The sequence below is a fragment of the Terrabacter sp. NPDC000476 genome (assembly GCF_040300125.1).
Classification (GTDB): Bacteria; Actinomycetota; Actinomycetes; order Actinomycetales; family Dermatophilaceae; genus Terrabacter.
Map to the genome: position 1 here is coordinate 342202 of NZ_JBEPDF010000002.1, position 17870 is coordinate 360071.

Below are 17870 nucleotides of genomic sequence, written 5' to 3' on the forward strand. Positions count from 1 at the left end.
GGCTCGCCATGCGCGACGGTTCGAACGCACCCCCGACCCCGGCTCCGACCGGGTCGAGCGACCACTTCCCCTTCACGGCCGTCGTCGGCGCCGACGACCTGGCCCTCGCCCTCGTCCTGACGGCGGTGTCGCCCGAGGTGGGCGGCGTGCTCGTCCGCGGCGAGAAGGGCACCGCCAAGTCGACGATGGTGCGAGGGCTCGCGGCCGTGCTCCCCCACCAGTCCGTGGTCACGGCGTGCCGCTTCGGCTGCGCGCCGGGCGACACCGCCGCCTGCCCGGACGGCCCCCACGACGCCGATGCGCCGGCGCACACCCGGCCGGCGCGCCTCGTCGAGCTGCCCATCGGCGCGACCGAGGACCGCGTCGTCGGCTCGCTCGACCTCGAAAGGGCCCTTGCGCGGGGCGAAACCGCCTATCAGCCAGGGCTGCTCGCCGCCGCGAACCGGGGCATCCTCTACGTCGACGAGGTCAACCTGCTGCACGACCACCTCGTCGACCTGCTCCTCGACGCCGCGGCCATGGGCCGCAACACGGTCGAGCGCGACGGGGTCTCCGTCGCGCACCCGGCGCGGGTCGTGCTCGTCGGCACGATGAATCCCGAGGAGGGAGAGCTGCGCCCGCAGCTGCTCGACCGCTTCGGGCTCACCGTCGAGGTCGCCGCTCCCCGCGATCCCGGCCCGCGTGCCGAGGTCGTACGCCGCCGGCTCGCCTTCGACGCCGACCCCACCGCGTTCACGGCCACGTTCCACGACGACCAGCAGGCCCTGCGCGCACGCATCGACGACGCCCGGTCCCGCGTCCGGCAGGTGCGCCTCACCGACGCCGTGCTCGCCCGCGTGGCCACGGTCTGCGCGGGCTTCGAGGTCGACGGCCTGCGCGCCGACATCGTCACCGCACGGGCGGCCGTCGCCCACGCGGCGTGGGCCGGGCGCACGCACGTGACGCTCGCCGACGTGCGTGCGGCCGCGCGGCTCGCACTGCCGCACCGCCGGCGGCGCAACCCCTTCGACTCCCCCGGGCTCGACGAGGCCCTCCTCGACGAGCTGCTCGGCGACGACGAACCCGACCCGGACCCCGACCGCAGCCCTGCTCCGGGCACCGACCCCGGCGACGAGGGCCCGGAGCAGGGCCCGGACGACGGCCACGAGCCGGACGCCGCACCCACCGCCGGCGGGGCCGGGAGCAGGGCCGACGACGGGCACGCGCGCGAGCCGCAGCCCGCGGGGCGGCTCGACGACACCTCGAGATCCGCCGAGGCCGACCCGGCGGAACCCACGAGCGCCTCCGGCACCACGGACCCCGCGGACGCGACGGCCACGGCCGGCCCGGCTCCCCGGAACGGGTCCGGCACCGACGACATCGCGGCCCCGCCGGCCCAGCCCTACGCGGCACGTCTGCTGCGCGCCAAGGGAACCGGCCATGGTGAGGCGGGCCGCCGGTCGACGGCCCTGACGACGACCGGCCGTCGGGTGGGCTCGACGAGCGCGCGCACCGGCCCGGTGCACCTGCCCGCCACGATCCGTGCGGCCGCCTCGCGGGGCGTCCACGGCTCCACGGGTGGCACGCCCGAGCGGCTGCGCGTGACCGGCCGCGACCTGCGCCGCTCGGTGCTGCAGGGCCGCGAGGCGAACCTCGTGCTGCTCTGCGTCGACGCCTCGGGGTCGATGGCCGCCCGCAAGCGCCTCGAGGCGGTCACGGCCGCCGTGCTGTCGCTGCTGCTCGACGCGTACCGGCGCCGCGACAAGGTCGGGCTCGTCACCTTCCGCGGCTCGGGCGCGGAGCTGGCGCTGCCGCCGACCGGGTCGGTCGAGGTCGCCGCGCGGCGGCTCCAGGGACTGCCCCACGGCGGGCGCACACCGCTCGCGGAGGGGCTCGCGACGGCATACGAGACGGTGCGGATCGAGCGCCTGCGCGACCCGAGCCGGCGCGCCCTCCTCGTCGTCGTGACGGACGGGCGTGCGACGAGCGGACCCGACGCGCTCGCCCGCGCGGCCCGGGTGGCCGCCCACCTGCGGCACGAGGGCGTCGAGTCCGTCGTGCTCGACTGCGAGTCGGGCCGCTTCCGGATGGGCCTGGCCGCGCGGCTCGCGGAGCAGCTGGGGGCCGAGCACCTCCCGGTCGACGAGCTCGCGGCCTCGGCGATCGTCGGCGCCACCCGCGCGGCGACGGGACGGGCGGCCTGATGCGCGGCCAGCCGGGCGCCGTGCCCGACGACGGCCTCACCACGCGCCAGCGGCGCAACCGCCCGTTGCTCGTCGTGCACACGGGCGACGGCAAGGGGAAGTCGACGGCCGCCTTCGGGCTGGCGCTGCGCGGCTGGAACCAGGGCTGGTCGGTCGGCGTGTTCCAGTTCGTCAAGAGCGCCAAGTGGCGCATCGGCGAGCAGACGGCCGTCGAGACCCTCGGCGAGCTGCACCGCGAGACGGGGCGCGGCGGCCCGATGGAGTGGCACAAGATGGGTGCCGGCTGGTCGTGGAGCCGCAAGGAGGGCACCGACGACGACCACGCCCTCGCGGCGCGCGAGGGCTGGGCCGAGATCAAGCGCCGGCTCGCCGCGGAGACGCACGGCGTCTACGTGCTCGACGAGTTCACCTACCCGATGGCCTGGGGCTGGGTCGACGTGGACGACGTCGTCGAGACGCTCCGCGACCGCCCGGGCCACCAGCACGTCGTCATCACCGGGCGGCGCTGCCCCGAGGCGCTGCTCGAGCTCGCCGACCTCGTCACCGAGATGCGCAAGGTCAAGCACCCCTTCGACGCCGGCCAGAAGGGCCAACGGGGGATCGAGTGGTGACCGCCCTGCCGCGCCTCGTCGTCGCCGCCCCCGGCTCGGGCCACGGCAAGACGACCGTCGCGACGGGGTTGATGGCCGCGCTGCGGGCACGCGGGCTCGCCGTCGCGGGCGCCAAGGTGGGGCCCGACTACATCGACCCCGGCTACCACTCGCTCGCGACGGGACGCCCCGGGCGCAACCTCGACCCCTTCCTCTGCGGGGCCGACCGCGTCGTGCCCCTGCTGCTGCACGGTGCGGCTGCCCACGGCCACACCGACGTCGCCGTCGTCGAGGGCGTCATGGGCCTCTTCGACGGGCGGGTCGGCGGTGAGGGCGAGGCCTCGACCGCCCACGTCGCCACGCTGACGCGGTCGCCCGTCGTGCTCACCGTCGACGTGAGCCACACGACGCGCACCGCGGCCGCCGTCGTGCACGGCCTCGCGACCTTCGAGCCGGGGGTGCGCGTCGCCGGGGTCGTGCTCAACAAGGCGGCCTCGCCGCGCCACACCCGCGAGGTGCGCTCGGCGCTCGAGGCCACCGGGGTGGCGGTGCTCGGCGTGCTCCCGCGCGATGCCGGCATCGAGACCCCGTCGCGCCACCTGGGCCTCGTGCCCGCTGCGGAGCGCGAGGAGGCCGCGGCCACCCTCGAGCGCCTCGCGGCGCGCGTCGCCGAGCACGTCGACCTCGACGCGGTGCTCGCGATCGCCCGCTCGGCGCCCGACCTGCCGGGAGACGCCTGGGACCCGGTGCTCGCCCTCGAGGGCGCGGGCGTCCCCGCCGTCCCGGCCTCGTCGCCCGCCCCGGGCCACCGGTCGGCGGCGCCCGGTTCCCGTGCCGACGCGCCGGTCGTCGCCGTGGCGGGCGGGCGCGCCTTTACCTTCCGCTACGCCGAGACCGACGAGCTGCTCCGTGCGGCCGGACTCGAGCCGGTCGTCGTCGACCCGGTGCGCGACCGCGCCCTGCCCGAGGGCGCCGCCGGCCTCTACCTCGGCGGCGGCTTCCCCGAGGTGCACGCCGCCGACCTCGCCGCGAACGAGCCGCTGCGCCGCGACGTGCTGCGCGCGGTGCGCGGCGGCCTGCCGACGGTCGCCGAGTGCGCCGGACTGCTCTACCTCGCCGAGGCCGTCGACGGCCACCCCATGGTCGGCGCCGTGCCGGCGGAGGCGCGCATGGGTCCGCGCCTCACCCTCGGCTACCGCACGGCCGTCGCCCCGGTGGACTCCCTGCTGGCGCCCGCCGGCGGCCGGGTGACGGGGCACGAGTTCCACCGCACGACCGTGGACGCGCCCGCCCCCGGCAGCCCCGCCTGGCTGCTCGACGGCCGCCCCGACGGCTTCGCGCTCGACCCCGCCGGCACCGGGCGGGCCACGCTCCACGCGTCCTACCTGCACACGCACTGGGCCGGGCACCCGTGGCTCGCCGCGCGCTTCGCCTCGGGCGTGCACGCGTATGCCGGCACGTCCCCGGCGCGCCGGAGGGCGTCGTGAGCGGCGGGGCAGGGCGCCCGCACCCGCACGTCGACCTGCAGCACCACGGCGACCGCGACGTGGCCCCCGGGCTCGTCGACCTCGCGGTCAACGTCCGGCTGCCCGCCCCACCCGGGTGGGTCGCCGACGCGATCACGGCCTCGCTGCACGACCTCGGCCGCTACCCCGACACCGCGCCGGCGGTCGAGGCGATCGCGGCCCGGCACCAGGTCGACCCGGCGTGCGTGCTGCCGACGGCCGGTGGCGCCGAGGCGTTCACGCTCGTCGCGCGCGCCGTCGCGGGCGCTCGGCCTGCCGTCGTGCACCCCCAGTTCACCGAGCCGGAGGCCGCGCTGCGGGCGGCCGGGCGCCCCGTCGACCGCGTCGTCCTCGACGCCGCCGACGGCTTCCGGCTCGACCCCACCACCTTCGCGGCGGCGGGCGAGCACGGTGGAGTCGACCTCGTCGTCGTCGGCAACCCGACCAACCCCACCGGCGTGCTCCACCCCGCAGCGGACCTCCGGGCCCTGAGCCGGCCGCGGCGCGTCGTCGTCGTCGACGAGGCCTTCATGGACGCCGTGCCGGGCGAGCCGGAGTCGCTCGTCGGCGGCGACCTCACGGGCCTGCTCGTCGTCCGCTCGCTGACCAAGACGTGGGGCCTCGCCGGGCTGCGGGCCGGCTACGTCGTCGGCGACCCAGAGCTCGTCGCGGCCCTGCGCACGGTGCAGCCGCCCTGGTCGGTGTCGGGCCCGGCCGTCGCCGCGACGGTCGCCTGCCTCTCGGCGCGTGCCGTCGCCGAGGCCGAGGCGGCGGCCGCGACGTTCGCGCGCCACCGCACGGTGCTCGTGCGCGAGCTGGCCGACGTCGGCCTCGCGACGGCGGCGCCGTCCGCGGCTCCGTTCGTGCTCGTCGACACGAGCCCCATCGGGCCGGCGTCCGTGCGGGCGGACCTCGTCCGCCTCGGCTTCGCCGTGCGCCGGGGCGAGACCTTCCCCGGGCTGGGCCCCACGTGGGTCCGCCTCGCCGTCCGTGACCCCGAGACCTCCCGTGCCGTCGCGACGGCCCTCGACGACCTGAGGAGACGGCGCCGTGTCGCCTGAGCTGAGCTTCGCCGGACTGTCCGTCCTCCTCGTGCGGGTGCACCCGCACACGGTGGCGACGGTGCGCGCCCTCCTCGACGACGGCGCGCGCGTCACGATGGCCGTGCCGGCGGGAACGCTGCCCACGTCGCTGCGCGACCTCGCCGAGCGGGGCCTCGTCGCGCTCGACGCACAGGCCGACCCGGCCGCCTTCGACGTCGTCCTCCGCGGCGACCCGTCGGGGAGGCCCGCACCGACAGCGGCCGACGGCCCCGGCTCCCGCACCGTCGGGACCGTCACCCTGCTCGGGGGCGGGCTCGGCGACCCCTCGCTGCTCACCGTCGCCGGCATCGAGGCGATCCGGGTCGCCGACGTCATCGTCCACGACCGGCTCGCCCCGCTCAGCGCCCTGCGGCACGCGCGCGCCGACGTCGAGGTCGTCGACGTCGGCAAGATCCCCCGGGGCGAGTTCACGCCGCAGGAGCGCATCAACGAGCTGCTCGTCGAGCACGCCCTCGCCGGGCGGAACGTGCTGCGGTTCAAGGGCGGCGACAACTTCGTCTTCGGTCGCGGTGGCGAGGAGGCCGAGGCGTGCGCGGCGCGCGGCATCCCGGTCGCCGTCATCCCCGGCATCTCCTCGAGCATCGCGGCGCCCGCCCTGGCGGGCATCCCCGTGACGCACCGCACCCTCGTCCAGGGGTTCACCGTCGTCAGCGCCCACGTCCCGCCGGGCGACCCGCGGAGCACCCTCGACTGGGGCGCCATCGCCCGCAGCCGCACGACCGTCGTCGTGCTCATGGGGGTCGCGACCCTGGGTGCGGTCGCCGCGACGCTCGTCGGCGAGGGCCTGGCACCCACGACCCCCGCGGCCGTCGTGGCGGACGCCGGGCTGCCGAGCATGCGCACCGTGCGGGCACCGCTGTCGCAGATCGACGCCGTCGCGCGCGCCGAGGGCCTCGGGGCCCCCGCCGTCGTCGTCATCGGCGACGTCGCCGCCCTCGACGTCCTCGCATGAGCCGTGCGGCGGGGCTCGCCCTGGGGTGGTGCGCCGACCAGCTCGCGGGTGACCCCCGGCGATGGCATCCCGTCGCCGGGTTCGGTTCTGCCGCAACCCTCCTCGAGAGGAGGACGTATGCCGTCAGCCGCCCCCGCGGCGCGGTTCACGTGACGCTCCTCGTCACTGCCACTGCCGTCGCGGGCCTCGCCGCGGAGCGCGCGACGCGGGGTCGGGCGACGACGCACACGCTCGCCACCGCCGCCGCGACCTGGGCCGTGCTCGGCGGACGGTCGCTCCTGCGCGAGGCGTCGGCCGTCGACGCCTACCTGCGCGCCGGCGACCTCGGGGCGGCCCGGCGGCAGGTGGGCAACCTCGTCGGGCGGGACACGTCACGGCTCGGCGCCGACGAGGTCGCGCGGGCCTGCATCGAGTCCGTCGCCGAGAACACCTCCGACGCCGTCGTGGCACCGCTGCTCTGGGGCGGTCTCCTCGGCATACCGGGCCTCCTCGCCTACCGCGCCGTCAACACGCTCGACGCGATGGTCGGGCACCGCAACGAGCGCTACCGCGAGTTCGGCTGGGCTGCCGCGCGACTCGACGACGTCGCGAACTGGGTGCCGGCCCGGGTCGCCGGCGCGCTCGCGCTCGCGTGCGCGCCGTCGGCGACCCGCGCACGTGCCGGGTGGACCGCGGTCCGGCGCGACGCCCCAGCCCACCCGAGCCCCAACGGCGGCGTCGTCGAGGCCGCCTTCGCCGGGGTGCTCGGCGTGCGGCTCGGCGGCCGCAACACCTACGAGGGCCGGGTCGAGGACCGCGGGTCCCTGGGCGAGGGCGAGGCGGCCGCTGCATCCGACATCGCGCCCGCCCGCCGGTTGGCGCACCGGGTCTCGGCCGGCTCGCTCGCCGTGTCGGTCGTGACCGCCACGGCCGTCGCCGCCGTCACCTCGACCCGCACCGACCCACGAAGGGCGGCCTCTCGACGGTCACCGACCCACGACGGGTGGCCTCTCGACGGGTGAGGACCCACGAGAACTGGCCTCTCGACGGTGGTCAGGGGGTGGGGGCTGGGGTGGAGGCTGGGGTGGAGGCTGGGGTGGGGTGGGGGGCTAGGTCCACGTCGTCGCCGACGGTGATCGTGCCGGACGTCAGCAGCCGGAAGACCGTGCCGGCACGGGCGTGCAGGGCGCGCGCGGCGCCCGCGCCGAGGGTGTCGTCGAGCAGCCGGCACGGCGCGGCGATGCGCACGACCTCGAGCTCGACGTCGCCGACCCGGATGCGTGCACCCGGCCTCGTCGGCACGTCGCCGCCCGAGATCGTCAGGTTGCGGCGGGTCAGGCCCGGGTCGACGGGACGACCGAGGTCGGCGGCGGCCGCCTCGAGGTCGGGCAGCGACTGGATCGTCACGTGCCGGTGCCGGCTGCCGTGGTAGCGGTCACCGACGAGGCCCGCGCCGGCCTCGGCCTCGACGCTCGGCACCGACCGCGTCGGCAGCCGGCGGCCCTTGGCCACGTGGATCGAGACGACGGTCGGGCTCACGAGAGCAGGTCCCAGCGGTTGCCGGCGACGTCGCGGAAGACGGCCACCCAGCCGTAGGGCTCCTCGCGCGGCGGCCGCACGATCTCGGCGCCGGCGGCACGCAGGCGCGCCATCGTGCCCTCGAAGTCGTCGACCCGGAGGAACAGCCCGACGCGTCCGGCCCACTGCTCGCCGACGACGGCCTCCTGGGCCGCGCCGTCCGCGCGGGCGAGCAGCAGGCCGGTGCCGCCACCGGGCGGCCGCACGACGACCCAGCGCTTGGGGCGGCCGGCGGTCGTCGTCGACGGGGCGTCCACGGCCAGCTCGAAGCCGAGCACGTCGGTGTAGAAGGCGATCGCGCTGTCGTAGTCGTCGACGACGACGGTCACGAGGTCGAGGTGCATGCCCGCAAGGCTAGGCGTCCGTCTCCGGCTGCGCGGGCACGGGTGGGATGCGCAGCCCGGGCGGCGGGTGGCCGTGCTGCCCGCGGTACCACTCGGCATACGCGGCCACGGCGGTCGGGAGCGTCGGGAAGATGCGGCCGGGCCCGATGCGCTCGACGAGCCCGCCGGCCTCGAGCGAGCGCCGGAGGTCCTCCTTGACCCGCGCCATCGCGACGACGATCCCGCGGCGCTCGAGCGTGCCGCGCAGCGTCTCGAGGGCGTCGACGGCGGTGAGGTCGACCTCGGTGTTCGCCTCGGCGTTGAGCAGGAACCACTCCACCCGCTCGTGCGTCGACGCGGCGTCGACGACCGCGAGCGCGCGCTTCGCGAAGTCGTCGGCGTTGGCGAAGAAGAGGGGCGAGTCGTAGCGGTAGACGACGAGCCCCGGCACCTGCACGGCGTCCGGGTGGTCGTCGATGTCGTGCATGCCGGCGACGTCGGGCACGTAGCCGAGCACGCCGTCGTGCGGGTGCACGATGCGCCGGAGCAGGTCGAGCACCGACAGCGCGATGGCCGCCCCGATGCCGGGCAGCACGCCGAAGAGGAGCACGGCGGCGGTCGTCGAGAGCGCGAGCACGAGCTCGCTCCGGCGGAAGGCGGCGATCCGCCGCAGCTCGGCGACGTCGACGAGCCGGATCGCGGCGAAGACGACGACGGCCCCGAGCGCCGCGGTCGGGAAGGCGCCGATGACCGGGCCGAGCCACAGCAGGGTCGCGACGACGAGCACCAGGGAGACGAGGGAGTGCAGCTGGGTGCGCGCGCCCATGGCGTCGGCGATGACGGTGCGGCTGCCGCTCGAGCTGATCGGGAAGCCCTGGAGCACGCCGGCGGCGACGTTCGCGCCGCCGAGGGCGAGCAGCTCCTGGTTGCTCTCGATGCTCTCGCGGTGACGCGCGCCGAACGCCCGTCCGGTCAGCACGTTGTCGGAGTAGGCGACGACGGCGATGCCGAGGGCGGCCGGCAGCAGCGCCCACACGTCGGCGTCGCGCACGTCGGGCAGCCGCACGGCGGGCAGCCCCTCCGGCACGGCGCCGACGAGCTGCAGCCCCGCACGGTCGGCGAGCCCGAAGGCGGCCACGACGACGGTCGCGCCGAGCATGGCGAGGAGCGGGCCGGGCCACGTCGGGGCCGTGCGGTGGAAGACGACGAGCACGGCCAGGACGGCGAGCGCGAGCACGAGCGTCGGCAGGTGGGTGTCGCCCAGGTGCGTCGCGGCATACCTCACCTCCTGCACGAAGGAGTCGCCCTCGACCCGGATGCCCATGACCTTGCCGATCTGGCTCACCACCATGAGCGCCGCGATCCCGGCCATGTAGCCGACGAGGACCGGCTTGGAGAGCAGCTCGGCGAGGAAGCCGAGCCGGAGCACGTAGCCGGCCAGGCACAGCACCCCGACGGCGACGGCGAGCAGGGCCGCCATCTCCTCGCGCGCCACCGCGCCGCCGGCGGCGGTGACGAGCGCCCCGACGCCGGCCGCCGTCATCAGAGCCGTCGTCGACTCGGGGCCCACCGACAGCTGCCGCGACGAGCCGAGCAGGGCGTAGACGAGCAGCCCCGGCCCGACCGCCCACAGCCCGGTGACGGCCGGAAGCCCGGCGACCTCCGCGTAGGCGAGCACCTGCGGCACGAGGTACGCGGTCACCGTGATGCCGCCGAGCACGTCGCCGCGCAGCCACACCCGGTCGTAGCGGCGCAGCACGGCTACCCCGGGGAGCAGCCGCTCCCACAGCGCCCCGTCGCGCGCGCCTGCCGTCACGCGACGAAACTACGCGAGGACGGATGCCGTCAGGCGGGTTTCCCGTCGACCGCCCCCGGCGGACCAGACGCCCCGGGCGGCCCGGGCGGCCCGGGCACGCCGACGTCCTCGAGCACCTGCACCGCCGCCTCGACGGTGGTCACGACCCGCACCCCCTGCGGCAGCGGGGGCCGGCGCACGACGACGACGGGCACGCCGAGGTCGCGGGCGGCCGCCAGCTTGGCCTCGGTGAGCGCGCCGCCGGAGTCCTTGGTGACGAGCACGTCGATGCGGCGGTCCGCGAGCAGGGCGTGCTCGGCGGCGTACGGGTAGGGGCCGCGGGCCCGCAGCACCTCCCACGAGGCCGGCACTGCCCAGTCGGGCGGGTCGACGACCCGGGCCAGCACGTAGCGCTCGTCCCACGCGGCGAAGACCTCGAGCTGCTGGCGCCCCGTCGTGAGGAACGGCCGCGTGCCCAGCCGCTCGGCCGCCGCCCGCGCGGCGGAGACGTCGTCGACCCACGTGAAGCCGCCGGCGAGCGGGTGCTCCGACCAGCCCGGCCGGTGCAGGCGCAGCACCGGCGTGCCGGTCCGGGCGCAGGCGGCCACGGCGTTGCCGCTGATCGTCGCGGCGAAGGGGTGGGTGGCGTCGACGACGACGTCGTAGCCCGCCTCGTCGAGGTGCCGGGCCAGCCCGTCGACGCCGCCGAACCCGCCGACCCGGAGCCCACCGACGGGCAGGGCCGGGGCGCTGACCCGCCCGGCGAGGCTCGTCACGACGTCGGCACCGCCCGCGACGAGGCGCGCGGCGAGCGCCCGGGCCTCACCGGTGCCCCCGAGGACGAGGACCCGCACGCTCAGGCGGACATCCGCAGGCGGCGGGTCATCTCGCCGACGGCGACGGTGATCGAGTGGCCGAGGTGGATGCAGTTGCCCTCGATCTCGTTCTGCTGGCTGCCGCCGAGGCCGATGACGACCTCGGGGTGGGTGCGCGAGACGGTGTCGACGATGTCGCTCGCGGCGGTGATGTCGATGTTGCGGGGCACGGCCATGACGATGCCGGCCGCCCGGCGGGCCTCGATGGCGCGCACCCACTCCTCGGCGGGCAGGTCGGCCCCTACGTAGACGGTGGCGAAGCCGGCCCGCCGCGCGGCGACGGCGAAGGCGAGCAGGCCGAGCTCGTGGCGGGCGCCCGGGGGCAGCCCGATGAGCAGGGTGGGGCCGTCGGCCCGGCCGGCCGCGGCCTCGTAGGCGGCCGCGAGACGACGCTGCACGGCATACGACACGAGGTGCTCTCCGGCGACGGTGAGGCGCCCGTGCGCCCACTCCTCGCCGACGAGGCCGAGGGTGGGCATGAGCCAGTCGTCGACGACGTGCTCGAAGGTGCCGAGGGCGAACCGGGCGTCGAGCACGGCCGTCGCCGAGGCGGAGTCGAGGCGCTCGGCGGCCCGGATGAACGCCTCGGCGTCCTCGGACTGGTAGCGCCCACCGCCGCGCAGCGGCGCCACCTGTCCCCGCCGGCCGTCGGCACGCCCGGCGCCGCGCGACGCGCCGGCCGACTCGCGCTCGGCGTCCGGACCACCGGCGTCGCGGCCCGAGAGACGACGGAGGGTCTCGGCGGCGGCCTCCCGCGCCGACCAGCCGCTGCCGACGAGCGAGTTCATGATGGCGAGGGCGCGCACGTCCTCGGGGCCGTAGAGGCGGTAGCCGCCGTCGGAGCGCTGCGGGTGCACGACGCCGTAGCGCCGCTCCCAGGCTCGCAGGGTGGCGACGCTGATGCCGGTCAGCTCGGCGGCTCGCTTGATCGTGTACACGGACGCTCCCCTAGGACAGTCTGCTGAGGGCCTGCCGCATGCCCTGCTCCGCCTCGTCGCCCAGCTTCTTGAAGGCGGGCGCGAGGAGGGGCGCGACGAGCCGGGCGACGCCCTTGAACTCGAAGTCGGCGCGGTAGGTGACGGTGGTGCCCTCGGTGCCGCCCTCGAGGGTGCGCACGAAGGTCATGGTGTCGTGCGCGACGACGGTGGCGTTCTCGCCGCGGAGGGCGAAGCGCTCGCCGGGCACGCTCTCGGTCACGAGGTAGTCGAGCTCGGTCTCGCGACCGAGGAAACGGGAGGTGTTGCGGTAGCGCGTGCCGACACCGCCCTCGCCCGCGACGCGTTCGGTGTGTACGGTTCCGGGGTCCCACTCGGTCGTGTTCGTGAAGTCACTGAGGTAGGCGAAGACCCGGTCCACGGGCTGCTGCACCGTCACGCTGCGCTCGACGTCCATGCCTTCTCCAACCTTTGACAGACCTTTGACAGCCACCTTACGGTGTGGCCGAGGGATGGACAACGCAGCGGCGCCGGTTGCGGTCCCGTTCCAATCCGGTCGGGGCGCCACGCCGAACCACTCGGGACCCAACAGCAGGAGGCCTCGGTGACTCGATCCGACCGACCCGTACCCACCCCGGCAGGTAGCCGTCCCACGGCCGCCGTCATCGGCGCCGGCATCTCCGGCCTCACCGCCGCGCACGTGCTGAGCGCGACGCACGACGTCACCCTCTACGAGGCCGACACGCGCCTCGGTGGCCACGCGCACACCCACGACGTCGCCGGCCGGGACGGGTCGCTGCGCATCGACAGCGGGTTCATCGTCCACAACGAGCGCACCTACCCGCACCTGCTGCGCCTCTTCCGCGAGCTCGACGTGCCCACGCAGGCCACCGAGATGAGCATGAGCATCACGTGCGGCGGCTGCGGGCTCTCGTATGCCGGCGGGCGCGGCCCCAAGGGCATGTTCGCCCAGAAGCGCCGCCTCGCCGACCCCCGTTTCGTCCGGATGCTCACCGAGGTGCCGCGCTTCCACAAGGCCGCCCAGGCGCTGCTGCTCGACGAGTCGCAGGACCCGACGTGGGGCGAGTTCCTCGCCGCGCAGGGCTTCTCCGACTACTTCGTGCGGCACTTCGCCATCCCGCTCGTCGCCTGCGTGTGGTCGTGCGGCGACCTCGACGCGTCCGTCTACCCCGCGCGACACCTCTTCCGCTTCCTCGACCACCACGGCATGCTCACCGTCACCGGCTCACCCACGTGGCGCACCGTGACCGGCGGCTCGGCCACCTACGTCGACCGCCTCGTCGAGCGCCTGCCCGACGTCCGCCGCGACAGCCCCGTCACCGCCGTGACGCGGCACGACGACGGCGTGGACGTGCTCGTCCGCGACGGCCAGACGGCCACCTTCGACCGCGCCGTCGTCGCGACGCACGCCGACTCCGCCCTCGCCCTGCTCGCCGACGCGACGCCCGACGAGAAGCGCGACCTCGGCGCCATCGGCTACTCGCGCAACACGACGTGGCTGCACCGCGACTCCTCCGTGCTGCCCCGGCCGCAGCAGGCCAAGGCCTCGTGGAACTACCGGATGACGGCCTGCGACGCCCCGGCCCCCGACGTCACGGTCAGCTACTGGATGAACCGGCTGCACGGCATCACCGACGCCGACGACCACGTCGTCACGCTCAACCCCGAGGGGATCGTCGACGAGTCGCTCGTCACGGCGCGCATGACCTACGACCACCCGATCTTCACCCGGGAGGCCGTCGAGGCCGCCGGCCGGCTGCGCGAGGCCGGCGGCGAGCGCCTCGCCTTCGCGGGGGCCCACCTCGGCTGGGGCTTCCACGAGGACGGCTGCCGCTCGGGCGTCGAGGCGGCGCAGTCGCTCGGGGTGCGCTGGTGACCGTCCGGCTCACGCCGCCGCCCGTGCCGGCCCTCGTCGACGGCACGGTGGCGCACGCGCGCCGCACCCCGCTCCACCACAGCTTCACGTACGGGCACTACCAGTGGCTCGTCGACGTCGACGACCTGCCCCGGCTGCCGTGGCCCGCCCGGGCCCTCGCCCGCTTCGACGCCCGCGACCACCTCGACGGCGCCCGCCGCGGTGGTGGGCTGCGCGGCGACGTCGAGCGGTTCCTCGCCGCGCGCGACGTCACGCTCTCGCCCGAGGACCGCGTGCTCATGCTCGCTAACGCGCGCGTGCTCGGCCACACCTTCGACCCGCTCAGCGTGTTCTGGTGCCTGCGCCCCGACGACACGCTCGTCGCCGTCGTCTTCGAGGTGCACAACACGTACGGCGAGCGCCACGCCTACCTGCTCGACGTGCACGACGACGGCACCGCGACGGTCGGCAAGGCGTTCTACGTCTCCCCGTTCAACGACACCCGGGGGGAGTATGCCGTCCGCCTCGTCCTCGACGAGGACACCGTCGCGGTGTCCGTCGCCCTCGACCGCGACGGCGAGCGCATCCTCTCCGCCGCCACCCGCGGCACGCCCGTGCCCGCGACGAGCCGTACCCTGTTCCGACTCGTGCGGCGGCACGGCCTCATGACGCAGCGCGTGACGACCCTCATCCGGGCCCACGGCATCCGTCTGTGGCTGCGCCGCCTGCCCGTGATGCCCCGCCCCCGCCACCCTGAGGAGGCCGTCCGATGACCGCCCAGTCCCCCGTGTCACCCACGCTGTCGATGGCGCAGCCGATCTGCCTGCGCCGCCCGAGCCTGCGCGTGCTCTGCGTGCGCGCCCGCCTCGCCCGCAGCATCCTGGCCCAGGTCGCCAAGCGGGTGCCGGTCGACGTCGTGCTGCCCGACGGCTCGCTCCTCGACGGCGGCACCCGTCGCCCCGACCGCCCGGCCCTCACGATCGTGCGCCCCACGGCCCTCTTCGAGCGGCTCGCGCACCACCCGAAGATCGGCATCGGGGAGGCCTACATGGCCGGCGACTGGAAGGCCGCCGACGGCACCGACCTCGCCGACCTGCTCGTGCCCTTCGCCGAGCGGATGACGACCGCGGTGCCGGCCGGCTGGCTGCGCCTGCGCGGCTTCGTCGACCGGCGCATCCCCGCCATCCAGAACAACTCGCTCCTCGGGTCACGCCGCAACATCGAGGCGCACTACGACCTCAGCAACGACCTCTTCGCCACCTTCCTCGACGAGACGATGAGCTACAGCTCGGCCCTGTTCGACCCGGACCAGCCGCTCCGCACCCAGTCGTTCGAGGACGCCCAGCTGCGCAAGGTGCACGCCATCCTCGACATGGCCAAGGTCGGCCAGGACACCCGCGTCCTCGAGATCGGCACCGGCTGGGGCACGCTCGCCCTCGAGGCGGCCCGCCGTGGCGCGACGGTCACGAGCGTCACGCTCTCCAAGGAGCAGGCCGCGCTCGCCCGGCAGCGCGTCGCCGACGCGGGCTTCGCCGACACCGTCGACATCCGCATCCAGGACTACCGGGAGGTCGACGGCGAGTACGACGCCGTCGTCAGCGTCGAGATGATCGAGGCCGTGGGCGAGGAGTACTGGGAGACCTACTTCCGCACCATCGACGAGCGGCTGGCACCGGGCGGCGTGGCCGCCGTGCAGGCCATCCTCATGTCGCACGAGCGGCTGCTCGCGACGAAGCACTCGTACGGGTGGATCCAGAAGCACATCTTCCCCGGCGGCCTCATCCCCAGCCTCGAGGCGATCAGCGGCACGACCGACGGCGCGACCTCGCTGCGGATGACCGGCGTCGACGCCTTCGGGGCCGACTACGCCGAGACCCTGCGCCGCTGGCGCGAGACGTTCCTCGACCGCTGGCCCGAGGTGCACGCCCTCGGCTTCGACGAGACGTTCCGGCGCAAGTGGGAGTTCTACCTCGCCTACTGCGAGGCGGGCTTCGCGACCGGGTACCTCGATGTGGCACAGATCCGGTTCGAGCGGGCGGGCACGACGGTCCCTGCCTAGGAGGCGACACATGGCGAGCGAGCGGACGACGGCGATCCTGTGGTTCCGGCGCGACCTGCGCCTGCACGACCACCCGGCCCTGCTCGCCGCACTGGGGTCCGCCGACGAGGTGCTCCCCGTGTTCGTCGTCGACCCGCGGCTGCTCGACACCGCCGTGCCGCGCTCGCAGCGGCTCGTGGCGTCGCTGCGCTCGCTCGCGGCCGACACGCGTGACGCGCTCGTCGTGCGCCGCGGCGACCCCGTCGACGTGATCCCCCGCCTCGCCCGGCAGGTCGGCGCCCGGCAGGTGCACGTGACCCGCGAGACGACGCCGTTCGGCGCCGCGCGCGACAGGGCCGTGGAGCGGGTGCTCGCCGACGACGACCGCGAGCTCGTCGCGACCGGCACGCCGTATGCCGTCGGGCCGGGCATCGTCCTCAACGGCTCGGGTGCGCCCTACAAGGTCTTCACCCCGTTCTCCCGGGCCTGGCGCCAGCACGGCTGGCCCGCCCCCGCCGAGCGGCCCGCGCGCATCGCCTGGGCCCGCCCGCGCGTGGCGTCCGACGACCTGCCCGTGCTGCCCGACGGCGTCCGGCTCGAGGCCGGCGAGGCCGCCGCGCGCACGCGGTGGGAGGCGTTCCTCGACGACGGGCTCGACACCTACGGCGACGAGCGCGACCGGCCCGACCTCGACACGACGAGCCGCATGTCGGCGCCGCTCAAGTACGGCGAGATCCACCCGCGCACGATGCTCGCCGACATCGCGGCTCGCGGTGCCCGCTCGAAGGGCGCCGGCACCTACTCCACCGAGCTCGCGTGGCGGGACTTCTACGCCGACGTGCTGCACCACAACCCCCGGTCCGCGTGGCACGACCTGCGCCCGGAGCTCGCGAGGCTGCCCTACGACTCCGGCGCCGAGACCGACCGGCTCGTCGATGCGTGGCGCGAGGGCCGCACCGGCTACCCGATCGTCGACGCCGGCATGCGCCAGCTGCTCGAGGAGGGCTGGATGCACAACCGGGTGCGGATGATCACGGCCAGCTTCCTCACCAAGGACCTCCACGTGTGGTGGCCCGTCGGTGCCCAGCACTTCCTCGACCACCTCGTCGACGGCGACATCGCCAGCAACAACCACGGCTGGCAGTGGGTGGCCGGCACCGGCACCGACGCGTCGCCCTACTTCCGCGTCTTCAACCCGGTCACCCAGGGCCGCAAGTTCGACCCCGACGGGGAGTACGTGCGGCGCTGGGTGCCGGAGCTGCGCCACCTGGGCGGCGCGGCCGCGCACGAGCCGTGGAAGCACGACAACGGGTACGACAAGGACTATCCCCAGCCCATCGTCGACCACGACGACGAGCGCAAGGAGACCCTGGCGCGCTACGAGCGGGCCCGACGCTAGCGACCGGAGGAGAGCACAGATGCGGGGCCCCGTCGCCGAGCTGCGCGCGTTCGTCAACGCGGCGCTCATCGAGAAGGTCCAGCGCGACCACCGCGACAGCCCGGCGGTCTTCCGCCGGCGTCAGGTCGTCGTGGCCGTCACCTTCGTCGTCGGCACGGCGGTGCTCGGCTGGGCGCTGCGGATCACCCCGGGCGACCCGCTCTTCTACGTCGCGACGATCGCGCTCGCCGCGGTCTGGCTCGTCGGGGCCCTCGTCTCGGGGCCCCTCCACGCGGGGATGGGCCACACGCGACGCGGTGAGCAGGCCCGGCCGATCGTGCAGTCGCTCGTGCTCGGCGGCCTGCTCCTGCTGCTCTTCCTCGTCGGCGCGCTCGTCGTGGCGCGCATCCCGGTGCTGCGCGAGCCCGTCGACCAGCTGCTCGACCACGCGCGGTTCGGCGCCTTCGCCGCCGTGCTCGTCATCACCTTCGTCAACGGCGTCGTCGAGGAGATCTACTTCCGCGGCGCCCTGTACGCCGCGCTCCCCCGCCACCAGGTCACCCTGACGACGGTGCTCTACGCCCTCACCACGGTGGGCAGCGGCATCCCGCTGCTCGTCCTCGCGGCGGCCGTCATCGGCCTCGTCACGGCGCTCCAGCGCCGGGTCACCGGCGGTTTCCTCGGCCCGATCATCACGCACGTCGTGTGGTCGACCGGGATGCTCGTGCTCCTGCCCCCCGTCCTCCAACTGACCAGGTGA

17 protein-coding genes are annotated in these 17870 nt (G+C 75.5%); 11 read left to right on the forward strand and 6 right to left on the reverse strand.

What is annotated here, in order from left to right; genetic code table 11:
- Nucleotides 1-8: 8 nt before the first annotated feature.
- Genes ABT295_RS14025 through ABT295_RS14050 form a run of 6 tightly spaced genes read left to right on the forward strand, consistent with a single transcriptional unit; the run spans nt 9 to nt 7334 of the window.
- Nucleotides 9-2183: a VWA domain-containing protein gene (locus ABT295_RS14025; RefSeq protein ID WP_352395021.1), complete on the forward strand. Its 2175-nt coding sequence runs from the start codon at nt 9-11 to the stop codon at nt 2181-2183.
- Nucleotides 2183-2794, forward strand: coding sequence for a cob(I)yrinic acid a,c-diamide adenosyltransferase (gene cobO, locus ABT295_RS14030; RefSeq protein ID WP_502991155.1), 612 nt, complete (start codon nt 2183-2185; stop codon nt 2792-2794). The genes ABT295_RS14025 and cobO overlap by 1 nt, the downstream gene beginning before the upstream one ends.
- Nucleotides 2791-4260, forward strand: coding sequence for a cobyrinic acid a,c-diamide synthase CobB (locus tag ABT295_RS14035; protein WP_352395022.1), 1470 nt, complete (start codon nt 2791-2793; stop codon nt 4258-4260). Before cobO ends, ABT295_RS14035 begins: the two co-directional genes overlap by 4 nt.
- Complete coding sequence (gene cobC / locus ABT295_RS14040) at nt 4257-5339, forward strand: Rv2231c family histidinol phosphate aminotransferase CobC (protein ID WP_352395023.1); 1083 nt, start codon at nt 4257-4259, stop codon at nt 5337-5339. Before ABT295_RS14035 ends, cobC begins: the two co-directional genes overlap by 4 nt.
- The gene (gene cobA, locus ABT295_RS14045) at nt 5329-6333 is read left to right on the forward strand and encodes a uroporphyrinogen-III C-methyltransferase (RefSeq protein ID WP_352395024.1); all 1005 of its coding nucleotides are present in this window, start codon (nt 5329-5331) and stop codon (nt 6331-6333) included. Before cobC ends, cobA begins: the two co-directional genes overlap by 11 nt.
- On the forward strand, nt 6330-7334 hold the full coding sequence (locus ABT295_RS14050) for a cobalamin biosynthesis protein (RefSeq protein ID WP_352395025.1): 1005 nt from the start codon (nt 6330-6332) through the stop codon (nt 7332-7334). Before cobA ends, ABT295_RS14050 begins: the two co-directional genes overlap by 4 nt.
- A 31-nt stretch (nt 7335-7365) precedes the next feature.
- Here the strand turns inward: ABT295_RS14050 and ABT295_RS14055 are convergent, their stop codons facing one another.
- The 6 genes from ABT295_RS14055 to ABT295_RS14080 are packed head-to-tail and all read right to left on the reverse strand — an operon-like array spanning nt 7366 to nt 12275.
- Nucleotides 7366-7851: an MOSC domain-containing protein gene (locus ABT295_RS14055; RefSeq protein WP_352395026.1), complete on the reverse strand. Its 486-nt coding sequence runs from the start codon at nt 7849-7851 to the stop codon at nt 7366-7368.
- Nucleotides 7848-8234: a VOC family protein gene (locus ABT295_RS14060; RefSeq protein WP_352395027.1), complete on the reverse strand. Its 387-nt coding sequence runs from the start codon at nt 8232-8234 to the stop codon at nt 7848-7850. Before ABT295_RS14060 ends, ABT295_RS14055 begins: the two co-directional genes overlap by 4 nt.
- A 10-nt stretch (nt 8235-8244) precedes the next feature.
- Entirely contained in the window at nt 8245-10029 is a 1785-nt protein-coding gene (locus tag ABT295_RS14065; protein WP_352395028.1) for a SulP family inorganic anion transporter, read from the reverse strand.
- A gap of 29 nt (nt 10030-10058) precedes the next feature.
- Nucleotides 10059-10862: a cobalt-precorrin-6A reductase gene (locus ABT295_RS14070; protein WP_352395029.1), complete on the reverse strand. Its 804-nt coding sequence runs from the start codon at nt 10860-10862 to the stop codon at nt 10059-10061.
- Between the two features lie 2 nt (nt 10863-10864).
- On the reverse strand, nt 10865-11821 hold the full coding sequence (locus ABT295_RS14075; protein WP_352395030.1) for a MerR family transcriptional regulator: 957 nt from the start codon (nt 11819-11821) through the stop codon (nt 10865-10867).
- 10 nt (nt 11822-11831) lie between these two features.
- A complete protein-coding gene (locus ABT295_RS14080; RefSeq protein ID WP_352395031.1) occupies nt 11832-12275 on the reverse strand; it encodes an SRPBCC family protein in 444 nt (147 codons plus the stop codon).
- 147 nt (nt 12276-12422) lie between these two features.
- On the opposite strand from ABT295_RS14080, the gene ABT295_RS14085 reads away from it, so the two are divergent.
- Genes ABT295_RS14085 through ABT295_RS14105 form a run of 5 tightly spaced genes read left to right on the forward strand, consistent with a single transcriptional unit; the run spans nt 12423 to nt 17870 of the window.
- Nucleotides 12423-13715, forward strand: a complete 1293-nt coding sequence (locus ABT295_RS14085; RefSeq protein ID WP_352395032.1) for an NAD(P)/FAD-dependent oxidoreductase — start codon at nt 12423-12425, stop codon at nt 13713-13715.
- Nucleotides 13712-14467, forward strand: coding sequence for a DUF1365 domain-containing protein (locus tag ABT295_RS14090; RefSeq protein ID WP_352395033.1), 756 nt, complete (start codon nt 13712-13714; stop codon nt 14465-14467). The genes ABT295_RS14085 and ABT295_RS14090 overlap by 4 nt, the downstream gene beginning before the upstream one ends.
- Nucleotides 14464-15753, forward strand: coding sequence for a class I SAM-dependent methyltransferase (locus ABT295_RS14095; protein ID WP_352395034.1), 1290 nt, complete (start codon nt 14464-14466; stop codon nt 15751-15753). The genes ABT295_RS14090 and ABT295_RS14095 overlap by 4 nt, the downstream gene beginning before the upstream one ends.
- 10 nt (nt 15754-15763) lie before the next feature.
- Complete coding sequence (locus tag ABT295_RS14100) at nt 15764-17131, forward strand: cryptochrome/photolyase family protein (RefSeq protein ID WP_352395035.1); 1368 nt, start codon at nt 15764-15766, stop codon at nt 17129-17131.
- A 19-nt stretch (nt 17132-17150) separates the two neighbouring features.
- On the forward strand, nt 17151-17870 hold the full coding sequence (locus ABT295_RS14105; protein WP_352395036.1) for a CPBP family intramembrane glutamic endopeptidase: 720 nt from the start codon (nt 17151-17153) through the stop codon (nt 17868-17870).